We start from the raw sequence: 20,879 nt of genomic DNA on the forward strand, positions 1-20,879 counted from the left end.
CGGCGGGGACGCGGATCCGGACGAAGGGGACGCGGATCCGGGCCGACCCTTCGCCCCGGGGACGAACAGCTGGCCGCCCCGGCCGCGCCGGCGGTGAACTGGTCCCGGGCGCCGGCGGGCGCCCGGGACCAGTCAGGCCGTGTCTTCCGGAAGGACCACCATGCTTTCTGCCCGTGCCGCCCGTCTGCTCGCCGTGGCCACGCTCGGCCTCGGCGCCACCCTCGCCCTCAGCCCCGGCCAGGCGTTCGCCGCCGAGGGCAGCTTCCCGATCGGCTCCGGGTCGTGCCAGGCCGTCGAGAAGATCGAGCTGCACTTCGTCAACGGCGCCTACCACGACGAGATGGCGAACAACCCGACCCAGAACTCGGCCACCGACCCGTACCGGTGTCGCTTCACGGTCTACGACAACGGCGGCCTGATCTGGAGCTCCTCCCCCGCGCCCGGCAGCGGGGCCCAGTCGCCGTGGTTCTACGACGGTCCGGGCCACTCCATGAAGGCCTGCGTCCAGCGCTACTACAACGGCACGCCGCTGGGCACCCCCAGCTGCGGCCCGCTCAACTGACCCCGGCCCCACCCGGGGTCCGGCCCCGGCCGCATCGCGCGGCCGGGGCCGACCGGCCGACACCAGCCGGCCCGGCCCGACTCGCCCCGCCCCGACTCGGCTCGGCCCAGCTCGGAACGCGGTGACTCACGCGCCCGCCGACAGCAGGGCGCGCCCCAGCGGCGCCAGGAGATGGCAGACGTGCCGCCCCTGCCGTTGCGTCGTGATCGCCCCGGTCGTCCGCAGGGCGGTGGCGTGGGCACTCGCGGTGGACAGGCCGACACCGAGGCGTGCCGCGAGTTCGGTGGTGCTGCAGGGGGCCTGCCCGACGGCCCGCAGGACGCGGGCGCGGGCCGAACCGATCAGACCGGTCAGCGGATCGGCCGTGCTCCGCTCGCGGTCGACCGACGGACCGATGACCGGGTGGAGCAGCACCGCCGGCCGGCCCGGCACCAGGACGGCGCCGACACCGTCCTGCACGAAGAAGTTCGGGTGCAGCTCCAGACCGCGGCCGTCCAGGTCGACCGTCCGGTCCGGTCCGCCCACCGCGCAGCGGAGCACCCCGTCCTCCTGCCAGCCGACGCGGTGGTGGAGCACTCCGAGCATGGCGCCGATCCCGGCCTCGCCGGAGACGTGGACGCGGTGGGCGATGTCGGTCTGCAGGTGGCGCTGGATGTCGGACCAGTCCTCGGCGAGGCAGGCCCGGAACAGGGCCAGGGCTCCGTCGGCGAGCAGCCGCAGCCCGCGGGTGTCGCCGTCGCGGAGCTCGACGACGATCCGGGGCACGCCCCGGCCGGCGCCGTACCCGGAGAGCGCCTGCCGCAGTTCGGCCGGGGTGGTGGCCACCAGGGCGTCGAGTTCGTCGGCGAGCCCGCGGTGGGTGCCCTGCGGATGGGTCACCAGGAAGTCCGGGACACCGGTGCGGCAGGCGCCCACCACCTCGATCAGCGGTGCGGCGGTCTGCGGTATCCGGCCGCGCATCCGGGTCCACCAGCGGGCCCGGCGGGTGCCGGCCCAGGTGCGGGATCCGGTCAGGGCGGTCAGTACGTGGTCCATCGGTGAGACCACGAACCGGGTACGGGCGAGATCCGGGACAGCGAAGTTGACGGTCAGCACACATCCCCCAGTGGCCCGGTCGCGTCGGCCTGTGCTTCGCGGTGCGACGGCTGTCCCCGGCCGGGTTCGGCGACAGGTCGGATCGGCGCCGCCCGACGAGGGGGTGGTCCCGACCCGGGGGCGGCGGCGTCGCGGACCATCCTGTGCCTCGGCCCCGGTTCCTTCCATGGCGGGAACCTGGCGTTCGCCCGGCGTTCCGGGCGGGCTGCAGGGCCGAGACAGGACGTGGACAGCGCTCCGCCCCGCCGGACGAGGTCCGACGGGGCGGTGTCGACCGGCCTTCCGCGACCGGCGTCAGGCCAGGGCCTCCAGGCGGACGCGCAGCCTGTCGAGCTCCGGCCGTTGGCCCGGGTAGGCGTTGGTGATGTGCAGGGCCGCCTCCTTCAGGGTGGCGGCCAGCTCCCTGTGGACGTCCTGCGGGACGGGTGTGCGGCCGTGCCCGGCGCGGAGCCGCTCGACGTCCTCGGCGAAGTACGCGGCGAGGCCGGCCAGGACCTCGCGGTCCACCTCGTCCGGCAGCCCCGCCACCGCGGGAATGTCCTTCGCCAGGCGCTCCCAGCGGAACCGCAGGTCGTCGAGGACGGCGGCATCGAGCTCGACCGCGAGGTCCGCCCACCGGTCGGCGTTCGGCAGGAGGGCCGGAACGGCCGCGAAGACGCTCCGGAGCGTGGCGACCACCTGGCGCTCCGCGTCCCGGTCCTGGTCGACCAGGGCGCGGACGAGTTCCCGCGCCCGCTGGGCGAAGGGCTTCGCCGCCGGAAGGCCGGCGGTGCCCTCGATCAGGGCGTCCAACAGGAGTTCGGCGAGCGCCAGCGGCGCGCGGTCGACCGTGCCGCGCGGGACGCGCAGGGCGCCGGAGGTCGGGTCGAAGGTGATCCGGTCGCCGCGCTCGACCAGGAGCGGGTCGATCAGGTCCACCGCGTGCTTGAGCTCGCTCAGGTAGGGGAAGAGCTGGGCCACCACGGTCTGGTCCCTGGGGAGCAGGCAGGCTACGCCGCCGCGCACGGTCCGCTCGGTGATGTACCCCCAGGAGGCCAGCAGGTTCTCCAGCGCGAGCGAACGGGCGTGGCGCTTCCAGACGGCCCACTCGGGCGTCTTCCACTTGGCCTCGGTGAAGGTGGTCCGGGCGAAGCCCTCGCAGTCGCCGGCTCGGATCCAGGCCCGGTTGACCATGATGTCCAGCCAGGCCAGCGCGCCGCCGAGGGTGGTGGTCCCCGACCGTCGCGCCAGCTGCCCGCGGCGGGCCGCGAGCCGTCCGAAACGCTGGTACCGGCCCCAGGCGTTCTCGCTCCGTTCGATGAGCATGACGGCGGCCTCGACGTAGGTGTCGGCGTTGCTCCGGGCCACCTCGGCGGAGAGGTAGGTCCAGGCCCAGCCGGAGCGGTACGCGTAGTCCTTGACCGGGTGGTCCCCGAGGCCCTCATTCAGGGTGTGGGACAGCTCGTGCACCAAGGTGAGGGCGCGGTCGGTGAGATCCCGGGTGCCCGGGCCGACCAGGCTGGGGCGGAGCTGGATCTCCTGCACCGAGGGGACTTCGTCGCCGGTGATGACCGTGTTCGCCCCCATCGTGGCGGGCAGGTCCTCCCGCACCACGAACCGCACCTCGCGCATCCGGCGGCCCAACCGGGCGAAGCGCTGCTGGAAGGCCGGGTAGTCGGGGGCGGCTCCCGGGCCGTTCAGCACCGTGGTCGCGGTCAGCTCCGCCACGGTGCCGAGGGCGACGATCGCGTCGATCCGGGCGGTGATCGTGGCCAGCACCTTCTGCTCGGCCGGGGACAGGTCTCGGGTCAAGGGGGGTTCCTCCGCGGCTCGGTTCGCCAACCGGCTTTCCTGGCAGGCCGGTTCACTCGGCGACGTGCGGACGGAATGATGACGGGCGGGAATGGACAACGAATAAACACCGGGTGCCCGCTTTTCCTCCGCATCCGGACGGACCGGGCCCGGCGGACCTGGCCGGGCGGACCCGGCCGACGGGTTCGGGAGCCGTCTTCGGTTCCGGAAGAACGGGCTGTCGATCATATGATGTCCGCGATCGAGGGCCGGGTGGCCCATGCACAACACGGGGGAACCACATGTTCGGCATCATCAGGCCGTGCCGCCACCGGCTCTCGGAGCGGCTCCAGGCGAGCTGGATGGCCCATCTCTGCGGCCTCTGCCTGGCCCTGCGCGACGACCACGGGCAACTGGCGAGGACCGCCACCAACTACGACGGGCTGATCATCTCGGTGCTGGTCGAGGCCCAGGCCGCCGCCGGGCACACCGCCGCCGGGGCCGGCCGGCGGACCGCCGGGCCGTGTCCGCTGCGCGGCATGCGGACGGCCTCGGTCGCCCGGGGCGAGGGTGCCCGGCTGGCGGCCGCCGTCTCGCTGGCGCTCGCCTCGGTGAAGATCCGCGACCATGTCGAGGACGAGGACGGCGTGTTCGCCCGGCGCCCGGTCGCGGCCGGCGCCCGGGCGGTCACCCGGCGCTGGGACCGCAAGAGCGCGGGCAGCGCCTCGGTGGTCGGCTTCGACACCTCGGTCCTGCTGGACGCGGCCGCCCGCCAGGGCGAGTTGGAGCGCGAACTGCCGGCCGGCGGCTCGGTGCTGCTGGTCACCGAGCCCACCGAGACCGCCACCGCCGCCGCGTTCGCGCACACCGCCGTGCTGGCCGGCCGGCCGGGGAACGAGGCGCCGCTGGCCGAGGCCGGGCGGCTGTTCGGACGGCTGGCGCACCTGCTGGACGCCGCCGAGGACCAGGAGGCCGACGCCGCGAGCGGCGCGTGGAACCCGCTCGACGCCACCGGCACCGACCGCGCCGAGGCCGAACGGCTGTGCCGGGACGCCGTGCACGGCATCCGGCTGGCCCTGCGGGACGTCGAGCTCACGGACCGGGCGCTGGTGCACATCCTGCTCGCCCACGAGACCGAGCGGGCCGTCGAGCGGGTCTTCGGGCGGCCCGGCCACGCCGCCTGCCGGGTCGGGCACGAGCCCGGCGCGGCGCCGGCGGCCGTCGATCAGCCGCACGGCCACGCGCCGCACGCCCACGCCCAGTTGGACCCGACCGGCTCCAACCCCTACCAGAGCCCGCCGCGGCACGACCCCGGCCAGGCCCCGCCGCAGGGCCCGGGCGCTCCCGTCCCGCCCTGGGTGCCGCAGGGCCCCGGCTTCACCCCGCCCGGCGCACCGCCGCCCAACCGCCGTAATCTGCTGGCCGGTTGCGCCGCCTGGGCGCTGATGGGCTGCACCTGCCAGCTGCTCTGCTGCGAGCACAACCACCCGTTCTCCGGCGAGCGCCGCGAGGGCTTCTGCGTCCGCAACGAGTGCTGCGACTGCGGCGACTGCTGCGACGGCTGCCAGTGCTGCGGCGAGAACGCCCAGTGCTGCAACGACTGCGGCTGCTGCGACGGTTGTGACGGCTGCGACTGCGGCTGCGACTGCTGAGGCCGCACCGCCCGGCGGGGAGCCCGCCGCCGGGTCCGGGGCGCTGCTCCGGACCCGGCGGCGAGCGGACCGGCCTGACCCGAGTCGGCGTCAGGCCGCGAGGCCGAGGCCCAGGGTGACGGCGACGGGGACGAGGTAGAGCAGCGGGAAGGGGACGGTCCCGTACGAGCGGGCCCGGATGTTGGTGAGCACGGCGCCGGCGAAGTAGAGAATCAGGCCGACCGCTGCGGCGACACCGATCGCCGGGACGGCGAGGCCGACCAGCAGACCGGCGGCGCCGGCGAGCTTCGCCACCGCGAGCCAGGTCCACCACGCGCGGGGCACGCCGTAGTCGACGAGGGGCTGGGTGACGAACTCGGCCCGACGGGCGAGCGAGACGCCGGAGAAGCCGACCCAGAGGGCACTGACGACGGCGAGCACGACATGGGCGACGGACATGGTGGTACCTCGTTCACGTGGAAGCGGAAGTGGAAGCGGAAGGGGTGGCGGGAGGCGACTCGCTCGCTCCGCCCGGCGGTTCGTCGGTCGACGTCGCCGACCCGCGGCACGCGCCCGATGTGACGGGACGGCCGGGGCATTCTTCGCGGGACGTTCCGACGCGGCGGCGGTCTGCGGGCCGGACACACCGGCGGCAGGGACCGCACTCGCGGCAACGGGTGCCATCCGCACCCGGCCGTTCGTCGGATCCGACGCGGCGGCGGGTCCGCGGGGCCGGACGCACCGGCGGCAGGGACCGCACTCGCGGCAACGGGTGCCATCCGCACCCGGCCGTTCGTCGCGTCTGAAAGGAATGATGCAGGCGATCGGCCTCGGCCGCGACCAAGATCAATCACCACAGTCACGCCCAATGGCCGACCAATGGGACACGTCGTGATCGAATCGAGACCGACCGGCCACCGTCCCCGGGCCGACCGTCTCCGGACCCAGGGCCCGCGGGAGCGCGGAGACGCGGGTCCAGAGCTCCCGCAGGTGGAGGCCGGACCCGGCCCACAGGCGTACGCGCTGCCGGACCGGCTCCACCTCGCGGCGTATCCGCCGTCCCCCGGCGGAGCGACGCGGCGACGGACGGCGTCCTCCTAACGTGGCGTCATGTCGAAGACCGCCCGGTGGCGTTCCGCCGCCCTGCCGATCGCCTCCACCGCCCTGGTGCTGGCCCTCGCCGGACCGGCCGCCGCCTCCGCCCCGGCTGCCGCCACCGCCACCACGACCGCCACGACCGCCACGGACGCCGCGGCGGACAGCAAGCCCGATGCCGCCGGTCCCCGGGTGCCGGCCACCAGCACCCACCGGCCCGTCGGGACGACCTCGGCCCGTCTGGTCGACCGGGACCGGCCCGACCCCTGGCGCCCGGACACACCGTCCCGCGAGCTGATGGTCACCTTCTGGTACCCGACCGACTCCGCCCGGGGCGCCCACGCGCCCTATCTGTCACCGGAGTTGTCCACCGCCCTGTACGGCACCGACGCACCGGCCGGGGTACGGACCGGCGCCGTGGCCGGGGCCCGGCCCGCCCCGGGGCGTCATCCGCTGGTCCTGCTCTCCCCCGGCTTCGGCCTGAGCCGCACCACGCTCACCGCGCTCGGCGAGGAACTCGCCGCCCGGGGCTACGCGGTGGCCGCCGTCGACCACACCTACGAGACCCTGGTGGAGTTCCCGGGCGGACGGATCGAACCCTGCCTGGTCTGCGGGCGGGAGGGGACCGACCCGGACTTCGGCGCGACGGCCTCCCGCGCCCGGGCGGCCGACCTGCGCTTCGTGATCGACCGGCTCACCGCCCCCGGCGGCCGGGGCCCGGTCCGCGGGCTCGCCGTCGACCCGGGGCGGATCGCCGCGGCGGGCCATTCGCTCGGCGGCGCGGCCGCCCTGGAGGCGATGGGCGAGGACCGCCGGATCCGCGCCGCCGCGAACCTGGACGGCACCGTCTGGATCCCGCCGACCGGCCTCCGCTCCCGCCCCGTGCTGCTGTTCAGCGCCCAGCTCGGCGGCTCCCCCGGCGCCACCGGGAACTGGGAGGACAGCTGGAAGCGGCTCACCGGCCCCCGCTACTGGGTGGACCTGCCGACGGCCGGGCACCTCTCGTTCTCGGACGAGCACTGGGTGGTGGACGCCCTCGGCAGCCGCGACCAGCTACCGGCCGACTCGGGGCCCGACCTCTTCGGCACCGTCCGCGGCGAGCGCGCGCTCGCCGCCACCCGCGCCTACCTCGGCGCGTTCCTCGACCGGCACCTGCTGGGCCGCCCGGCCCCGCTGCTCGACCGGCCCTCGCGCGCCTTCCCCGAGGTCCGCTTCGCCAAGTAGCGCTCCGGGCACGGCGCTCCGGGCGGGCTCTCCCGTCCGGGCGCCGCGCTGCCACAGCGGCAGCACCTCGACCCGCGCGGCCGGGCGGCGGTCCACCGGCCGGTGGTCCGCCGGACGGCGCTCACCCATCGCGGCCCACCGCCGGTCTCGGCGCCCCAACCGTCGTCACGGACGCCGTGCCGCGGCGGTCGGCCGCCAGCGAGTCCTCCAGCCGGGCCAGCAGCACCCGGAAGCGGTCCGTGTCCTCGGCGGTCATCCGGCCGCCCTCGGCCGGGGTCCGCATGCCCCGCCCGCCCCTCGTTCCCTCGGTCATGCCCCGACCCTAGGCGCCGACGATCAACGCCGGATAAACGGAGGGGAACCGGCCGAACGGAACCCCGTCCACCGGCGGAGCTCGAACCGGGAACTCAGGCCCGCCCGAGCACCCGGTCCACCGTGATCTCGACGACCACCCGGTCCGGGTTCACCCGGGGCTCGCGGTAGCGCTCGGCGTACCGGCGCTCCGCCTCGGCCACCTCCTCCGGCTCCTGCCGGACCACGGCCACCCCCTCCAGCGTCGACCAGCGCGCCCGGTCCACCTGGCAGACCGCGACCCGCTGGCCCGCCGCCCCGGCCTCCAGCACGTTCCGCACCTTCCGGCTGGTCCGGCTGCTGATCACCCGCGCGATCCCGGTCCCCGGGTCGAAGGTCACCCCCACCGGCACCACGTGCGGCGAACCGTCCGGGCGCAGGGTGGTCAGGGTGGCGATGTGCCGCTCCCGCCAGAAGGCGAGAAGGGTGTCGTCGAGCGCGCGGGGATCATGGGCCATGCCCGCGATGCTACGTCGCCGGGCCCGGCGGAAGGCCGCCGGGCCCGGGTGCGCGCGTCCGGGTGCGGGGTGAACGCGTCCGGGTGCGGGGTGGGTGCGTCCGGATACGGGGTGGGCGCGTCCGGGTGCGGGTGAGCGTCAGTGACCGCGGGCGATCCACTCCGGCAGGGCCGGGCCCTCGGCGCCGATGGTGGTCGGGTCGCCGTGGCCGGTGCGGACCACCGTCTCCGGCGGCAGCGTCAGCAGGCGGTCCCGGATCGAGTCGATGATGGTCGGGAAGTGCGAGAACGACCGGCCGGTGGCGCCGGGGCCGCCGTGGAAGAGGGTGTCACCGGTGAACACGGTGCCCAGCTCCGGGGCGTACAGGCAGACCGCGCCCGGCGCGTGGCCCGGGGTGTGCAGGACGGTCAGCTCCGTACCGGCGACCTCGATCCGCTGCCCGTCCGCGAGTTCGCCGTCCGGCAGCCGGTCGGGGTGGGTGAGCTTCCACAGCGGCAGGTCGTCCGGGTGCAGCAGGATCGGCGCGCCGGTGCGCTCGGCGAGCGCGGGGGCGGCGTCGATGTGGTCGTTGTGGGCGTGGGTGGAGACGACGGCGAGCAGCCGGCGCCCGCCGAGCGCCGCCTCGATCGCCGCGGCGTCGTGGGCCGCGTCGATCACCACGGCCTCGGCGTCGTCGCCGACGATCCAGACGTTGTTCTCCACCTCCCAGCTGCCGCCGTCGAGTTCGAAGGTGCCGGCGGTGACGAGCCGGTCGATCCGGAGGCTGCCGGTGCTCACAGGACCACCACCGAACGGAGCACGTCGCCGTGGTGCATGCGCTCGAACGCCTGCTCCACCGCGTCGAGTTCGATGGTCTCGCTGACGAACGCGCCGAGGTCCAGGCGGCCCTGGAGGTAGAGGTCGATCAGCATCGGGAAGTCCCGCGAGGGCAGGCAGTCGCCGTACCAGGAGGACTTCAGCGCGCCGCCGCGCCCGAACACGTCGAGCAGCGGGAGCTCCAGCTGCATCTCCGGCGTCGGCACGCCGACCAGGACGACGGTGCCGGCCAGGTCGCGGGCGTAGAAGGCCTGCTTGTAGGTCTCCGGGCGGCCGACCGCCTCGACCACGACGTCCGCGCCGTTCCCGCCGGTCAGCTCGCGGATCGCCTCGACCGCGTCGGTGGCGGTCGAGTTGACGGTGTGGGTGGCGCCGAGCTTCCGGGCGGTGGCGAGCTTGCGGTCGTCGATGTCCACCGCGATGATCTTCCCCGCGCCGGCCAGCCGGGAGCCCAGCACGGCCGCCCCGCCGACCCCGCCGCAGCCGATCACGGCGACCGAGTCGCCCCGGCCGACGTTGCCGGTGTTGATCGCGGCGCCGATGCCCGCCATCACGCCGCAGCCGAGCAGCCCGGCGACGGCCGGGTCGGCGGCCGGGTCCACCTTGGTGCACTGCCCGGCGGCGACCAGGGTCTTCTCGGCGAACGCGCCGATGCCCAGGGCCGGGGACAGCTCGGTGCCGTCCAGCAGCGTCATCTTCTGCTCGGCGTTGTGGGTGTTGAAGCAGTACTGCGGGCGTCCGCGCTGACAGGAGCGGCACTGGCCGCAGACGGCGCGCCAGTTGAGGACCACGAAGTCGCCGGGCGCGACCTCGGTGACGCCCTCGCCGACCGTCTCCACGATGCCCGCGGCCTCGTGGCCCAGCAGGAAGGGGAACTCGTCGTTGATCCCGCCCTCGCGGTAGTGCAGATCGGTGTGGCACACGCCGCAGGCCTGGATCCGCACCACCGCCTCGCCCGGCCCGGGGTCGGGCACGACGATCGTCGTCACCTCCACGGGCGCGCCCTTGGCGCGCGCGACGACTGCCTTGACCTGCTGGGCCATCCGGTTCTCCTCCGTCGGCCGGTACCCCTGTGTACCGGCGTGACCTGCGTCGACGCGGATCGAACGACCCGCCCACGCAGCCTAGCGCCCGTCACGGCGGGCGGCCGGGGAACGCCCCTGGTGATCCGCCTCACCGGTCGGCCCGGTCCTCCGGCGGCCCGTCCGCGACCTCGCCGGCGACGCCTTCGGCGACCCCTCCGGGGCCTCCCCGGGGCCTCTCCGGGGCCACTCCGGGGCCACTCCGGGGCGCGAGGCGGGGCGCGCGGGCGCCACTGGGCGCCCGTCAGTGCTGCCACGCCCTCACCGCTCCCGCCCCACCCCGGCGTTGGCTGGATTCGTTGCTGACTGTGGCGCGTCGCCCACGTACGGTCGTAGCGAACCCGGCCTACTCGGCACGCCGTCGACCACGCCGCCCGTCCCCGCGCACCGCCCGGATCCACCCCCGCCGGCCGCCCTCCGAGCGGCCACCGCCCTGGAGTCTGGAGTACGGATGTCCGCCGAGAACAGTGCCACCGGTGCCCGTACCGGCACCGCCACCGACCCCGGTCCCGCCGGCGGTGGCACCGCCCAGGCCGTCCTGCCGCCGCTGCACTGCCTGCGGCTGCTCGAACCCGGCCCGCCCCGGCTGGCCGCCCTGCCCACCGGCACCCCCGTCTGGCTGGTCAGCCGGCACGCCGACGTCCGGCAGGTGCTGACCGACCCGCGCCTGGGGCGCGCGCCGCTGCACGCCCCAGGCGCCCCGCCCGTCTCGCTCACCCCGAACCTGCTCGACGACCCGTCCTCGATGCTCAACATCGACGGCGTCGAGCACCAGCGGCTGCGCCGCACCGTGCAGCGCGCCTTCACCCCGCGCGCGATCGCCCGGTGGCGCCCCTGGGTCGCCTCGGTCGTGGAGGGCCTGATCGACGAGCTGATCGACCGGGGCTCGCCCACCGACATCGTCGCCGGCTACACCCGCCCGCTGCCGATCGCCGTGATCAGCCGGCTGATGGGCCTCGACGGCCTCGACAGCAAGCGCCTCGAACACTGGAGCGACCACGCCCTGTCCGCCACCGCGTACTCGGCGGAGGCCATCCGCACCGCGATGACCGAGTTCGCCGGCTTCGGCGCCGAGGTGATCGCCGAACGCCGTGCCGCGCCCGGCGACGACCTCGTCAGCAGCCTGCTCGCGGCCGCCGCCGACACCCCGGGCATCACCGAGCAGCAGATCGTCACGCTCGTCATCGGCCTGGTGGTGGCCGGGCACGAGACCACGATGACCTCGCTCGGCAACGCCCTGGTCTACCTGCTCAGCGACGGGCACGACGCCTGGCAGCAGCTCGCCTCGGACGAGCAGAGCGCGGCCGCCGCCACCGAACAGCTGCTGCGCGCCGTCCCGCTCGGGGACTCCGACGTCCTGCCCGGACTGCTGCGGCGGGCCGTCGAGGACCTCGACATCGGCGGGGTGCGGATCCCGGCCGGGAGCGTGGTCGCCGCCGACACCGACGCCGCCAACACCGACCCCGAGGTGTTCACCGGCGACCTGCTGACCGAACTGTTCTCCCCGCTCGCCGCACCGATGTACACCTTCGGCGCCGGGCCGCACCACTGCCTGGGCGCCTGGCTGGCCCGGATGGAACTGGAGCTCGCCCTGCACCGGCTGGCCCGTCGGCTGCCCTCGCTGCGGCTCGCCGGGACGGTGGAGGCCATCGACTGGCGGCGCGGCCTGCTCACCCGCAGCCCGCAGCACCTGCAGGTCTCCTGGTGACGGGTCGGGAGGCCACCGGGGCGGCGCCGGCGGTCATCGTCCAGGTGGACCGGGACCGCTGTATCGGCTCGGGCATGTGCGCGGCCACCGCGCCCGGTTCGCTGACGCTCGGCGCCGACGGGCTCGCCCGGCCGGTGCGGGAGCAGCCGACCGGCGCCGCCGGCGAACCGCTGACCTCGGAACTGGCCGACGCGGTCGACTACTGCCCGGTCGAGGCGCTCTCCCTGTACGGGGTGAGGGACGGGCGGCGGATCGACCCGACGGGCTGACCCGACCGACACCGCCGACACCCTGACACCGCTGACCCACTCCCGGCGCCGCGCCGTGCCCCGTCCGGCGCGGCGCCGTCGGGTCAGCCCGCCGCGGCCAGCGCCTGCCGGACCTCCGCCGCCGGATCGCCCTCGTGGTACGGGCGCTCACTGTCCTCGATGTGGTCCAGGAACTCCTGGTACCGCAGCGCGTACCCGAAGTGCACCAGCGGACCGGCCAGTTCCAGCGCCCGTTCCGGCGAACACCCCGGTACGCGCTCGCGCCAGGCCCGCGCCCACTCCTCGGCCACCTGCGCCCAGCGCTCCCCGTCCAGGAAGCCGCGCGGCCGCAGCCCGTCCGCCACCGGATGGCCGAAACAGGTGTCGGCGAAGTCGATGACCACCAGCCCGGAGCCGTCGGAGCGCCAGTTCCCGGGGTGGAAGTCTCCGTGCACCACGGTCTCCGGCAGGCCGCAGGCGGCGAGTTCCCCGGCCAGCTCCGGCAGGCGCGCGGCCAGCGCCCGGGCGGCGGCCAGCTCCTCGCCCGTCAGCTCGGCCGTCGCGGCCAGCCGGTCCAGCAGGCCCGGCGCGGCGGCGGCCACCGCGCCCGGGGTGCGGTCGGGCAGTCCGGCCGAGGCGGCCCGCCCGCCCGCGGCCAGTGCCGCCTGGGCGGCGACCAGCCCCGGCACGGCGAGCGCCACCTCCTCGACCGAGGGGCCCCAGCAGTCCCGCCCCGGCACGTCGTCGAGCAGCACCCGCCCGTGCGCCGGGTCGGCGGCGAGCACCGTCGGCACCAGCTCCGGCGCGGCGGCGGCGAACAGCGCGATCGCCTCCGCCTCAACGGCGTTGAAGGCCGGGTTGATCACCTTCAGCCAGACCGGCCCGGCGGCCGTGGGCAGCCGGAAGATCCCGGACAGGTTCCACGTCCGCACCTGCTCGACGGGCCCGGTGACCGGCCGTCCGGCGGCGGCCGACACCCGCTCCGCCCAGCCGAGGGCGGCCCGCAGCCCGGCGGGCGTGGCCCACCCGGCCCGCTGCTCGGCCGGGCCCAGCAGTGCGTCCAGCTCCGGCCCCACCGGGCCCGGGGCCCGGTCCACCGGCCGCTCCAGCGCCTCGGCGTGGTACACCGTGTGACCACCTCGGCCGCCCTCACCGCCCGTCACCCCGACCAGCCGCACCACCGCCACCGGCCCCCCGGCCTCCGCCGAGGCCCGCCCGGCCAGCTCCCCGACCGAGGACCACCACGGATCCGCCAGTTCGAACGGGCCGAGCTGCCCCAGGTGGTCGCCGTCATGGGTGAGATGGACGGTAGCCGTCCGACCTGTTTCCTGATCCACCTGCGCAGGTTCTCGCGCCTCGACGATCGGCGCCACCCGTTATTTCCACGGCTGACGGGGGCCAGCGGGGCGGGTCGGCACCCGGCCGAGCTCCTGACGCCCGTCTTCCGGTTCGCGGTCCACGGTGGCCGCCCGAGGTCCGCCGGGTGACCGGGCGGCGACGGGGGTCACGATTCGGTCGCAGTGGTCCACCGGAAGGCGGACGCGGGCAGCTTCTGCTGCCACGCTTGAGTGTCAACGACTGTGCTGGGGGGGCACTTTGAGCGAGTCAGATCTTGCCTCGACTGTTGTCGGGCTCATGACCGACGTGGCTTCGGGGATCGTGGGAACCACCGGCCGGGCCGTGGCGGAGGCTGCGGGGGAGGCCGTCCGGCGGCGGCTCTCGTCGGAGCCGGACGGCCGAGCCGCTGTGGCGGCCTTCGACTCCGGTCCACAGGAACCGGCCGCACAGGCGGAACTCTGCCGGGTGCTGATACAGGTGCTGTCCACCGAGCCGCAGTTCGCCGTCCAGCTGACGGCGCTCGTGCCGGTCCCGGCTCCCGCGGCACCGGTCCCGCCGCTGCCGCCCGCCCCGCCGCCGCCCGCGGAGCCGCCGCGGATCGGCCGGGACGGCATCATCATCGACGGCAGGTCCCGCAACACGGGAAACCTGGCGCTGGGCGACCAGCTGATCCAGAACATCCGCCGGGGCGACCCCCGCACCGTCCTGCTCCTGCTCCTGGTCCTGGTCCTCGTGGTGGCGGCCGGCTACGGAGGCACCAGGCTCCTCACCGACGACTCGTCGGACCCGAAGGCCGCCGCGACGAGCGCGGCTCCCGGCACGTCCGACCGGGCCTCCGGTGCTGCCGCCGCAACCACCGGTGGCGGCTCGGGCGGCAATCCGTCGGCCGCCACCGGTCCGTCGGCATCCTGGCCGTCCAGGCCGCCGAGGCCCGAACCGGTCCGGGCCGACCCGCCGCTGAGATTCACCCAAGTCGTCGCAGGCAGCGCAGACCCCGGTCTCCGGCCCCTCGTGCTGGACGGCCTCGACGTGGTCTCCGTGGAGGGTGTGGAGAGCCTGGTCTCCCACGATGTCCGTGACGGCGAGCAGACGGCCGAGATGACCTCCGGCGGGAAGCTGCCCAAGGGGTCGTTGAAGGGGTTGTCGAACTGGCTGTCCGGGTACGCCGAACTCGCGCGCCCGGCCGTGGGCACCTCGGGCGGGAAGCGATACGCGGTGGCCGCCTTCCCCCGGACCGTCACCGGCCAGGGCACCGTGTCCGACCACTACGGTGTCGAGGTCGACATCCTCGACCTCGACACCCACAAGGAAGCCCGCCGGGTCACCATCGACGACGGCACCATCGGCAACCAGGTACCTGTCGTCGCGGGCATCGCCGCTGGCCGGGCCCTCGTGGTCACCGCCGGTCCGACCGGCCCTCCCGCCAGCTACGCGATCGACCTGGCCACCGGCACGGTCTCCTGGAAGGCGGAGAACTACGAGGTCCGACTGCTCCAGGGCGACACCGTCGTCGGGGTCTCCTCCACGACCGGGGAGTGGGACACCTACTTCCACGACACACCCCTGGAGGTCAGGGCATTCTCGGCGGCCGACGGCGCGGTCCGCTGGACGGCTCGGACCGGCGAGGTCCGGACGAGGCTGTCCGTGTTCGCCTCCGACAAGATCCTCGCCGACGGGGAACGAGGGCCCACCCTGCTGTCCACCGGGACCGGGGAGAGCGTGCCCCTGCCGACGCTGACCGAGAAGTACACCTTGGACACGAGCAGTTGCCGGTTCGACGGCCGTGCCACCACCGTGTGCTCGGCCAGTGGTACGGACGGTGGAGAGCTGCTCGGCATCGACGCGGCCGGGGTCACCGTCCTGTGGCGGATCGGGAGGTCGGCCGGTGCCGGAGCGCGGGTGGCGCCAGTGGTCACGGCCGTCTGGCACGGTGCGGTCTACGGCCGCACCCAGAACGGCAGCGTGGTGCTGGACGCCCGGACGGGACAGGACCGCGAGTTCAATCCGGGCACGGCTCCCGACAACGTCAACGAGTACGCCGCCCTGTCGGGGGACACCTTCTTCCTCTCGGCGGGCTGAACCCGGCCGCGAGCCCGCCCCACCGGGCGACCGACCTCCTGACCCCCGGCCGCCGTGCAGGCAGCCGGGGGTCAGGAGGTCAGGGTCGGGTGCTGCTGGGCGCTCAGCCCTCGGCGGAGCGACGGCGACGGGACACCACGACCAGCGCAGCACCGGCGGCGAGCGCAGCGGCGGCGCCGCCGGCCTCCAGGCCGAGGCCCTCGGTGCCGGTGGCCGCGAGCTGGCCGGAGCCGACGGTCGCGCTGCCGGTGGTGCCGGTGGTCGTCCGGGTGCCTGCGGTGGTGCCGGTGCGCGTGTCCGAGGTGGTGCGGGCGGCAGCCTGGACGACCTGGCCGCCGGTGGCGGCGGTCTGGGCCGCCGGCACTGCCTGGGCGGTGGTCGGCTGCTCGGTCGGCCGGGCCGTCGGCCCGGTGCCCGGCTTGGCCGCGGCCTCGTCCTCGGCCCGCGCCTTGGCCCAGCCCTCGATCAGGAAGGTCGCCACGGCCTGCTCGTTGCCGTCCAGCGCGGCGAGCGCGGCCTTCTTGACGGCCGGTCCGCCGGTCTCGGCGATCTGCGCGACCTGCGCCCGGTTGTCCTTGGCGCGGGCCGTGTACTGGCCCTCCTGGAGGAACTTGACCACGTCCGCGTAAGAGCCGTCCATCGCGGTGTTCGCGGCGGCACGCACCTCGGGACCGCCCTTGGCCATGATCTGGCTGAGCGCCACCCGGGCGTCGTGCTCACGCTGGACGGGGAGCTCGGCCTCCAGGAAGTGCCGCAGCACTGCGGGCGTGCCGGTGTCCAGCGCCTTCTGGCCCGTCTCCCGCACGCCCCGGCCGGTCGCCGGGTCCGCGATCAGCCGCTCGATCTCCGCCCGGTCGTCCTCGGCGCGGGCCGTGTACTGGCCCTTCTCGACGAACGCTGCGATCTCCTCGTAGGAGCCGTCCAGCGCGACCATCGCGGCCTCGCGAACGGCCGGGCCGCCGCCGCTGAAGATCTGAACGGTCCTGACCCGGTAGTCGGTGTGCCGGAAGCCCTGGAGATCCACCGCCAGGAACTTCCGCAGCGCGGCGGGAGTCCCAACGGCCAGCACCTTGGTGCCCTCCTCCCGCACCTTCGACCAGGTCGGCAGGTCGGCGATCAGCCGCTCGATCTCCACCCGGTCGTCCTGCGCCCGGGCCGTGTGCTGGCCGTCCTTGAGGAACGCGAGCAGGTCCTCGTACGAGCCACGCAGCGCGGTCTCGGCGGCCTTCTTCACCGCCGGGCCGCCGACGGCGAGGATCTGGGTGGCCTCCACCCGGTGATCGGTGTACCGGGCGTTCTGGAGCCCCGTGGTCAGGAACTCCCGCAGCGCGGCGGCGGTCCCGGCGGCCAGCGCCTTCTCGGCCGCCTCGCGCACGGACACGCCGCTGGCCTTGTCGGCGAGGATCCGGCGGACCTCGGCCCGGTCCAGGTCCTCCTGGCCCGTGCCGGCCGGCGCGGCGTCGGGGGTGCCGGCGGAACCGGTGTCAGGTCCGGAGGCCCCGGTGGGCCGGGGCGCGTCGGCGGCCGAGGCCGAGGAGGGGAAGAGGACGGCGGGGGCGAGGACGGCGGCCGCGACGACGGCGGACACCTTGGGCAGCTTCATCCTGCGGACCTTGCTTCGTGCGAAGACATCGTGAACGCACGAAGCATAGGGCCTTCAAACCGATCTTCACACCACCATATTTACGGCTCACGAGCACCCGGCATCGCGGCCCCGCGAAGCCACCCGCCCGCCCTCGCCTGACCCTCCCTCAACACTCAGGAAGCAGGCTCCTCCTGGCCGATGGCGACCCCCGCACCGGAGACCCGGACCCGCGGGGCCGCGCTGCCCAGATCGACGTGGAGAGTGCCCGGGCGGCCCAGGTCCTCGCCCTGGTGGAGGGTGAGCACGGCCGGGGCGGCGGCCGGATCGAGGTCGCGGAGGTAGGCGCCGAAGGCGGCGGCCGCGGCCCCGGTGGCCGGGTCCTCCACCACGCCGCCGACCGGGAACGGGTCGCGGACGTGGAAGACGTCGGGCGCGGCCCGCCACACCAGCTGGAGGGTGACGAGATCCCGAGCCGTCATGAAAGCCGCAAGCCCGTCGAAGTCGTAGTCGAGCCGGGCCAACCGGTCCCGGGTCCCGGCGGCGAGCACGAGGTGGCGGGCGCCCGCGTAGGCGACCCGGGGCGGCAGCGCAGGATCGAGGTCCTCGGCGGCCCAGCCGAGCAGGGCGAGCGCCTCCTCGACGTCCGCCGCGTCGGTCTCCTCCACCCGGGGTTCGACGCTGGTGAGGGTGGCCCGCAGGCCGCCGTCCGCGTCCTCCGTCACCTCGACCGGCACCTCGCCCGCGGCGGTGCGGTAGAGGTAGCGGCCGGGGCCGGTCCGCTCGGCGAGGGCCACGGCGGAGGCGACGGTCGCGTGGCCGCAGAACGGCACCTCGGTCAGCGGGCTGAAGTAGCGGACGCCGTACTCGCCGGCAACCGGGCCGGGGACCAGGAACGCCGTCTCGGAGTAGCCGACCTCGGCCGCGATCGCCAGCATCCGGTCGGCGCTCAGGCCGGTGGCGTCCAGCACCACGCCCGCCGGGTTGCCGCCGGCCGGGTCGGTGGCGAAGGCGGCGTAGCGGAGGATCTCGGGAGCGTCGGGAGCGTCGGGAGCGGCGTCAGCGGCGGGAGTGGCGTCAGTGGTCATGCCCGCACGAACGCGCTCGGCCCGGCCGGTGTTCCCCGTCCGTACAGCACCGTCACCAGCGGCCCCGTCACCGCAGCACCGTCACCACCGGCCCCCGTCACCGCAGCACCGTCACCGCAGCACCGCCTCCAGCAGGTCGGTGCCCAGCCGCGCGCTGCCCGCCAGGTCCAGCTGGTACAGCATGTAGCGCCCGCGCCGATGGGTGGTCAGCAGCCCGGCCCGGCGCAGCACCGCCAGGTGCCGGGACACCTCGGGCGCGCTCAGCTGCCAGGCGGCCGCCAGCTCGCCGGTGGTGTGCGGGCCCCGCGCGATGGTGCGGGCGAGCCGCAGCCGGACGGGGTGGGCGAGCGCCTCCAGCCGCTGCTGGACCACCGCGAGCGAGACCGGTTCGGGCACGCCCGGCTCGGCCACGGGGTACTGCACCACCGGGCGCCAGCCGGCCGCGGACACCACCAGCAGGTGCGGCCGGCCGAACGCGGTCGGGATGAACGTGGCGCCGCCCGCGCCGGTCGCGCTGGTGGTGTTGTCCTGGAGCTTGTCGACGACGATCCGGCGCCGTCCCTCTCCCGCGTCCTCCAGCACGATCGAGGAGGAGACGGCGGCCAGCGCCTCGACCGCGCCGTGCCGCACCAGCAGGTCCGTCTTGCGGCGGGCGTCGGCGGCCAGTTCCGGCAGCACCCGGCGCCAGGCGTCGGCGAAGAAGGCGTCCGCGCAGTCCTCCAGCAGCCGCCGGACCAGGGACCGGACGGCGGGCGGGTCGGTGAGCAGCCGGTCGGCGAAGTCCGCCTGCCGGGGGCCGCGGGCGAGCGCCAGCTCCCGGGCCCGTTCCTGCGCCTCCGGGTCGGTGAGCGGCGAGGCGGTCCGGTGCGCCAGCCGGGAGACGCCGCAGGCCGTCACGAGCGCGGCCCGGACGTACTGCTCGTCGTCGATCCGGTCGACGGCGTCGAGCTCCTCGGCGAGGGTGGCGCCGGGGATGCCGGGGACGAGGAAGTCGGCGCGCGAGGAGCGCCAGAGGAACTCCGCCTCGGTCAGTCGCTCGGCGAGCGCGGGCGGCACGGTGGCGGTGGTGCTCGCCGCCCAGCCGTGCAGGTCGGGGTGGTGCGCCGGTTCGGCGAGCACGTGCAGCATGGCGCTGAGTTCGGCCAGCGGCGAGGGCGTGAAGAGCAGCCGCTCGTCGGACAGGCCGGTGATGTCGATGGTCAGGCTCACGTCCCGATCCTGTCACCTGCGGCGGCCCGGTCCGGCGTCGATTGACGGGACTCGTCAATCGACGTGCGTGCGGGCCGGGTGCGGACGGACGGTACCGGCCATGAGCCTGATCCAGAGCCCGAAGCCTGCCCCCACTCCTTCCCCCACTCCCTCCCCCACTACCGCCGTCACTGGTGCCGCCGTCGAACGGCCCCGGAGCGGACCGGCCGCGCTGCTCGGCCTGCTGACCGCCGCCGGCGGGCCCCGCTACGCCGCCGCCCTGCTGGTGGACGCCCTCGGCACCGGACTGCTGCGGCCGTTCCTGCTCCTCTACGGCATCGGCGTCCTCGCCCTGGACCCCGGGGCGGCGGGCCTCGCGATGTCCGCCGGCATGGTCGCGGGGCTGCTGGTGCTCCCGCTGACCGGCCGGTGGATCGACCTCGGCGCGCGCAGCCTGCCCGCCGCGGCGACGCTGCTGGTCCGGGCCGCCGGGTCGGTGACGCTGCTGCTGGCGGACGGGGTGGCCGGGTTCACGGCGGCGGCGGTGCTGCTCGGTGTGGGCAGCCAGTCCTGGCCCGCCACCCACGCGGCCGTGGTGTCGACCCTCACCGAGGGCCGCACCAGGGACGCCGCCCTGGCGGCCGGCCGGACGCTGCGCAACGCCGGACTTGGCGCGGGCGCGCTGCTGGCGACGCTCGCGGTGGCCGGCGGTACGGGGACGCTCCAGTTGCTCGCCGGGGTCACGGCGGCGGCTTGCCTGCTGGCGGCGGGGCTGGTGCACTCGCTGCGGGTGTCCGCACCACCGGCGGCGGCACCGCAGCCCGAGACGTCCGCCGCCCCCGCCCGTGGTCCCGCCGCCGATCCCGCGCTGCGCCGGATCACCCTGCTCAGCGTCGCCAACCTCCCCTTCGCCTTCACCTTCGACGTCCTGGAGGTGGCCCTGCCGGCCCTGCTGGTGCTGCACCTGCACGCCTCCGCCGCCTGGTCCTCCGGCATCTTCGTCGGCAACACCGTGCTGGTGATCGCCCTCCAGCTGGCCGTGGTGCTCCGGCTCGGCCAGCGGTCGCGGCACACCGTGCTGGCCGCCGGCGGGATCGCGCTCACCCTCTCCTACCTCGGCTTCTGGGCGGCCGGCGGCCTCGGCGGCACGGCCGCGGCGGGCGCGGTGGCGGCGGTGTCGGTGCTCTACACGTTCGGCGAGATCCTCTACTCCGGCTCGGGGACGGCGCTGGTGGCCGCGACCGCCCCGCCGCACCTGCTGGGCCGGGCGCTGGCGCGCTGGGAGCTGTCGATGGGCGTCGGCCGCGCCCTGGCCCCGGCGGCGCTGACCGCGCTGCTGGCCGTCGGTCCCGGCGCGCTCTGGCCCGTGCTGGCCGGTGCCACCCTGCTCTCCTCGGTCGCCGTGGCCCGGCTGCGCCCGAGCGGGTGAACCGCAGGCCGCCGTCCCGGGGTGCGGGCGGGCGCCGGGTCGCCGATGCTGGGCGGCGAAGCGTGCGCAACCCGGCACGCGAGGCGTACCCTCCCCGGCACGCCAGGCACGGACACCCGGCACGCGGCACGACCC

At 75.4% G+C, this 20,879-nt stretch carries 18 protein-coding genes; 7 read left to right on the plus strand and 11 right to left on the minus strand.

All coding sequences use genetic code 11. The annotated features are described in order from the left end of the window. The first annotated feature begins 160 nt into the window (after positions 1-160). On the plus strand, positions 161-562 hold the full coding sequence (locus IF01_RS0115260) for a hypothetical protein (RefSeq protein WP_030393945.1): 402 nt from the start codon (positions 161-163) through the stop codon (positions 560-562). Between the two features lie 126 nt (positions 563-688). On the opposite strand, the gene IF01_RS0115265 is transcribed toward IF01_RS0115260, so the two are convergent. Further along, the gene (locus IF01_RS0115265) at positions 689-1,597 is read right to left on the minus strand and encodes an ArsR/SmtB family transcription factor (RefSeq protein ID WP_157855236.1); all 909 of its coding nucleotides are present in this window, start codon (positions 1,595-1,597) and stop codon (positions 689-691) included. Positions 1,598-1,951: 354 nt separating this feature from the next. After that, complete coding sequence (locus IF01_RS0115270) at positions 1,952-3,448, minus strand: M35 family metalloendopeptidase (RefSeq protein WP_030393947.1); 1,497 nt, start codon at positions 3,446-3,448, stop codon at positions 1,952-1,954. A gap of 281 nt (positions 3,449-3,729) precedes the next feature. Here IF01_RS0115270 and IF01_RS0115275 point away from each other — a divergent pair, with 281 nt between their 5' ends. Further along, on the plus strand, positions 3,730-5,079 hold the full coding sequence (locus IF01_RS0115275; RefSeq protein WP_030393948.1) for a DUF5685 family protein: 1,350 nt from the start codon (positions 3,730-3,732) through the stop codon (positions 5,077-5,079). 90 nt (positions 5,080-5,169) lie between these two features. On the opposite strand, the gene IF01_RS0115280 is transcribed toward IF01_RS0115275, so the two are convergent. Next, positions 5,170-5,517: a DoxX family protein gene (locus IF01_RS0115280; RefSeq protein WP_030393949.1), complete on the minus strand. Its 348-nt coding sequence runs from the start codon at positions 5,515-5,517 to the stop codon at positions 5,170-5,172. A 651-nt stretch (positions 5,518-6,168) separates the two neighbouring features. Here IF01_RS0115280 and IF01_RS0115285 point away from each other — a divergent pair. Then, a complete protein-coding gene (locus IF01_RS0115285) occupies positions 6,169-7,377 on the plus strand; it encodes an alpha/beta hydrolase family protein (RefSeq protein WP_030393950.1) in 1,209 nt (402 codons plus the stop codon). A gap of 121 nt (positions 7,378-7,498) precedes the next feature. Here IF01_RS0115285 and IF01_RS48265 read toward each other — a convergent pair whose 3' ends face one another. The 4 genes from IF01_RS48265 to IF01_RS0115305 all read right to left on the minus strand — a co-directional run bounded on the left by IF01_RS48265 (position 7,499) and on the right by IF01_RS0115305 (position 10,045). Further along, a complete protein-coding gene (locus tag IF01_RS48265; RefSeq protein WP_149030620.1) occupies positions 7,499-7,690 on the minus strand; it encodes a hypothetical protein in 192 nt (63 codons plus the stop codon). A gap of 94 nt (positions 7,691-7,784) precedes the next feature. Then, complete coding sequence (locus IF01_RS0115295) at positions 7,785-8,186, minus strand: pyridoxamine 5'-phosphate oxidase family protein (protein WP_030393951.1); 402 nt, start codon at positions 8,184-8,186, stop codon at positions 7,785-7,787. A gap of 138 nt (positions 8,187-8,324) precedes the next feature. After that, a complete protein-coding gene (locus IF01_RS0115300; protein ID WP_030393952.1) occupies positions 8,325-8,963 on the minus strand; it encodes an MBL fold metallo-hydrolase in 639 nt (212 codons plus the stop codon). Next, positions 8,960-10,045 carry an S-(hydroxymethyl)mycothiol dehydrogenase gene (locus IF01_RS0115305; protein ID WP_030393953.1) on the minus strand — a complete coding sequence of 362 codons (1,086 nt, stop codon included), beginning with the start codon at positions 10,043-10,045 and terminating at the stop codon, positions 8,960-8,962. The genes IF01_RS0115300 and IF01_RS0115305 overlap by 4 nt, the downstream gene beginning before the upstream one ends. A 490-nt stretch (positions 10,046-10,535) precedes the next feature. Here IF01_RS0115305 and IF01_RS0115310 point away from each other — a divergent pair, with 490 nt between their 5' ends. Then, positions 10,536-11,792 carry a cytochrome P450 gene (locus IF01_RS0115310; protein ID WP_078879980.1) on the plus strand — a complete coding sequence of 419 codons (1,257 nt, stop codon included), beginning with the start codon at positions 10,536-10,538 and terminating at the stop codon, positions 11,790-11,792. Further along, positions 11,789-12,061: a ferredoxin gene (locus IF01_RS0115315; RefSeq protein WP_233290466.1), complete on the plus strand. Its 273-nt coding sequence runs from the start codon at positions 11,789-11,791 to the stop codon at positions 12,059-12,061. Before IF01_RS0115310 ends, IF01_RS0115315 begins: the two co-directional genes overlap by 4 nt. 83 nt (positions 12,062-12,144) lie before the next feature. Here IF01_RS0115315 and IF01_RS0115320 read toward each other — a convergent pair whose 3' ends face one another. Next, positions 12,145-13,377: a phosphotransferase family protein gene (locus IF01_RS0115320; RefSeq protein ID WP_030393956.1), complete on the minus strand. Its 1,233-nt coding sequence runs from the start codon at positions 13,375-13,377 to the stop codon at positions 12,145-12,147. 298 nt (positions 13,378-13,675) lie between these two features. Between IF01_RS0115320 and IF01_RS0115325 the strand changes: the two genes are divergently transcribed. Continuing rightward, positions 13,676-15,457, plus strand: a complete 1,782-nt coding sequence (locus tag IF01_RS0115325; RefSeq protein WP_030393957.1) for a PQQ-binding-like beta-propeller repeat protein — start codon at positions 13,676-13,678, stop codon at positions 15,455-15,457. Positions 15,458-15,560: 103 nt separating this feature from the next. Here the strand turns inward: IF01_RS0115325 and IF01_RS0115330 are convergent, their stop codons facing one another. The 3 genes from IF01_RS0115330 to IF01_RS0115340 form a co-directional block, all read right to left on the minus strand. Next, positions 15,561-17,060 carry an ALF repeat-containing protein gene (locus tag IF01_RS0115330; protein ID WP_030393958.1) on the minus strand — a complete coding sequence of 500 codons (1,500 nt, stop codon included), beginning with the start codon at positions 17,058-17,060 and terminating at the stop codon, positions 15,561-15,563. Positions 17,061-17,215: 155 nt separating this feature from the next. Beyond that, the gene (locus tag IF01_RS0115335; RefSeq protein ID WP_051755378.1) at positions 17,216-18,127 is read right to left on the minus strand and encodes a PhzF family protein; all 912 of its coding nucleotides are present in this window, start codon (positions 18,125-18,127) and stop codon (positions 17,216-17,218) included. 111 nt (positions 18,128-18,238) lie between these two features. Continuing rightward, positions 18,239-19,336, minus strand: coding sequence for a DUF5937 family protein (locus IF01_RS0115340; RefSeq protein ID WP_030393960.1), 1,098 nt, complete (start codon positions 19,334-19,336; stop codon positions 18,239-18,241). Positions 19,337-19,436: 100 nt separating this feature from the next. On the opposite strand from IF01_RS0115340, the gene IF01_RS0115345 reads away from it, so the two are divergent. Continuing rightward, a complete protein-coding gene (locus IF01_RS0115345) occupies positions 19,437-20,744 on the plus strand; it encodes an MFS transporter (RefSeq protein ID WP_078879981.1) in 1,308 nt (435 codons plus the stop codon). Positions 20,745-20,879 lie beyond the last annotated feature (135 nt).

The sequence above is a fragment of the Kitasatospora purpeofusca genome, assembly GCF_000718025.1.
Classification (GTDB): domain Bacteria; phylum Actinomycetota; class Actinomycetes; order Streptomycetales; family Streptomycetaceae; genus Kitasatospora; species Kitasatospora purpeofusca.